The 2,413-nt window shown below is 63.6% G+C and carries 4 protein-coding genes; 3 read left to right on the forward strand and 1 reads right to left on the reverse strand.

Annotation, left to right across the window (positions count from 1 at the left end):
* A partial coding sequence (locus EN991_RS32395; protein WP_164769535.1) for an urease accessory protein UreG occupies nucleotides 1-251 on the forward strand: 251 nt, incomplete at its 5' end.
* Nucleotides 252-328: 77 nt separating this feature from the next.
* The gene (locus EN991_RS32400) at nucleotides 329-1,096 is read left to right on the forward strand and encodes a class II aldolase and adducin N-terminal domain-containing protein (protein ID WP_024502042.1); all 768 of its coding nucleotides are present in this window, start codon (nucleotides 329-331) and stop codon (nucleotides 1,094-1,096) included.
* An 84-nt stretch (nucleotides 1,097-1,180) separates the two neighbouring features.
* Here EN991_RS32400 and EN991_RS32405 read toward each other — a convergent pair whose 3' ends face one another.
* Nucleotides 1,181-1,813: an HAD family phosphatase gene (locus EN991_RS32405; protein WP_127370269.1), complete on the reverse strand. Its 633-nt coding sequence runs from the start codon at nucleotides 1,811-1,813 to the stop codon at nucleotides 1,181-1,183.
* A 259-nt stretch (nucleotides 1,814-2,072) separates the two neighbouring features.
* Here EN991_RS32405 and EN991_RS32410 point away from each other — a divergent pair.
* Nucleotides 2,073-2,413 (forward strand): MarR family transcriptional regulator (locus tag EN991_RS32410; protein WP_127370270.1); only part of this gene is annotated, 341 nt, incomplete at its 3' end.

A 2,413-nucleotide genomic window follows, 5' to 3' on the forward strand; every position in this document is an offset into this window, starting at 1 on the left:
AGGAGATTCCGCGCAAGGGCGGGCCGGCGATCACCCGCTCCGATTTCCTGGTCATCAACAAGAGCGATCTGGCACCCTACGTGAACGTCAATCTCGATGTCATGGAGAGCGACGCCGGCCGCATGCGCGGCAAGCGGCCGTTCGGCTTCACGGACCTGTCGCGCGGCAAGGGACTGCAGGAGGTGATCGATTTCATCATCGAGCATGGCGGCCTGCGAGCCGGCGCTGCCGCTGCCAGCACGGCGGCGTGAGCATCCCTGCACCAACCAAAACCGGTTGCGGGAATGGGCTGGCCACGGCATTCTTGCCGAAACCGGAGAATTTTTCGATGAGCCTTGCCCGTCTGCAAAAGGAAACGCTGACCAACCTGCCCTACTATGAGGAGCGCGTCGATCTCGCCTGTGCCTTCCGCTGGACGGCGCGGCTCAACATGCACGAGGCGGTGGCCAATCATTTCTCGCTGGCCGTCAATGATGAGGGCACACAATTCCTCATGAACCCCAACCAGGTGCATTTCTCGCGCATCAAGGCGAGCGACCTTCTGATGATCGATGCCAACGATCCGGAAACGCTCTCCGGCCCCAATGCGCCCGACCCGACGGCGTGGGGGCTGCATGGCGCCATCCATCGCAATGTGCGTCACGCGCGCTGCGTCATGCATGTGCACTCGATCCACGCCACGGTGCTGGCATCGCTCGCTGACTCGACATTGCCGCCGATCGACCAGAATTCGGCGATGTTCTTCAACCGCCATGTGGTCGACGCGCACTATGGCGGGCTGGCCTTCGAGGAGGAGGGCGAGCGCTGCTCGCAGCTTCTCGTCGATCCCAAGGTCAAGGTGATGGTGATGGGCAATCACGGCGTGCTGGTCATCGGCGACACGGTCGCCGATGCCTTCAACCGCATGTTCTATTTCGAGCGCGCCGCCGAGACCTACATCAAGGCGCTGTGGACCGGCCGCCCGCTGCGCACGCTGTCCGACGCGATCGCCGAAAAGGCGGCGAGCGAGATGGACGATTACCCCGGCCAGGCCGAACGCCATCTCAGCGAGTTGAAGGCGATCCTCGACGAGCAGGAACCGGTCTACCGGAATTGAGCGTCCTTCTCCCCATGCCGTCACTATACGGGGAGAAGGTGCCGGCAGGCGGATGAGGGGCGGCGCCGACCTGGGCGGTTTTCCTCAGAGCCCCAGCTCTTTCCCCAATTCCTCGGCGCTGTTGATGACGATGGCGCCGGGCGGGCCTTCCATCGGCTTTTCCGGCCAGAAGATCGTCTTCATTCCCGCCGCCAGCCCTGCCATGGCGCCCGGCCAGCTGTCGTCGATCGCTACCGCCTGCGCGGGATCGACATCGGCCAGATACGCGGCGCGCAGGAATGGCTCGGCATGCGGCTTGCCTTCGCGCACGTCGTTGCGGCTGATCGTCTTCATGCCGGGGTAGATCAGGCCGACCATGCTCAAATTGGCGTCGACGATCATCCGGTCCGAATTCGAGACCACGGCCTGCTGGATGCCTCTTGCACGCAGCTCGTTGAAGATCTCGATCGCGCCGGGGCGCGGCTTCAAGCTCTCCACCAGCGGCAGGTAGTGTTCGTATTTGCGCAGGATCCAGTCGTCGAAAGGCAGGTCCAGGCCGAACTCGTCGCGCATCATCTCGTAGACCGGCAAGGCGGCGACGCCGAGCACGCGCTCATGCAGATCGTCCGGCGGGACAAGGCCGACATTGCGCATCGCCGCCACCAGGGCAGCTTCGTGCAGCGGTTCGCTGTCGACCAGCGTGCCGTCCATGTCCCAGAAAACCGCTTTCGGCGTCATGCGAGGCTCCTTTTTGCCATCCCTTAAAGGGTTTGAGCCGGGAGATAAACCTTCGGAGCGCAAGAACGTGCCGCCTGCCGGGACCGCAGCCAAGTCTCTTGGCGAGACGGACATCGTGGGGAGACGAGAAACTGGGCCGTGCCTACGCCGAGGGACAGCAAGCAATTGCCCCCGAGATTTGACAATTGCGCAGCAGGCCGTTCCCTGCGAAAGTGGGCATGGGCCGCTCTCATGACCGGCGGTCTCGGGAGGCAGGACTTTGAATAGCCGGCAGGATGGTGGCAGCAACAGGCTGGACGATGCGGCACGTGCCGGCTGGCTTTATTATGTTGCCGGCAACACACAGGACCAGATCGCTTCGACGCTTGGCATCTCGCGGCAAACGGCGCAGCGGCTGGTATCGCTGGCGGTGTCGGAGGGCTTGATCAAGGTTCGCGTCGACCATCCGATCGCCAACTGCCTCGATCTGGCGGCACGGCTGAGATCGCGCTTTGCGCTCGATCTGGTCGAAGTGGTGCCGAGCGACCCCAACTCGTCCTCGACCACGATCGGCATCGCCGAGGCGGCTGCCGCCAGATCGAGGCAGTTGGCGATCGGATG

This window comes from Mesorhizobium sp. M7A.F.Ca.US.005.03.2.1 (assembly GCF_003997795.1).
GTDB lineage: Bacteria > Pseudomonadota > Alphaproteobacteria > Rhizobiales > Rhizobiaceae > Mesorhizobium > Mesorhizobium ciceri.

Bases quoted from the DNA above. Each gene is read 5' to 3' on its own strand.
- EN991_RS32400 (WP_024502042.1), top strand. From the start codon at position 329: ATGAGCCTTGCCCGTCTGCAAAAGGAAACGCTGACCAACCTGCCCTAC.
- EN991_RS32405 (WP_127370269.1), bottom strand. From the start codon at position 1,813: ATGACGCCGAAAGCGGTTTTCTGGGACATGGACGGCACGCTGGTCGAC.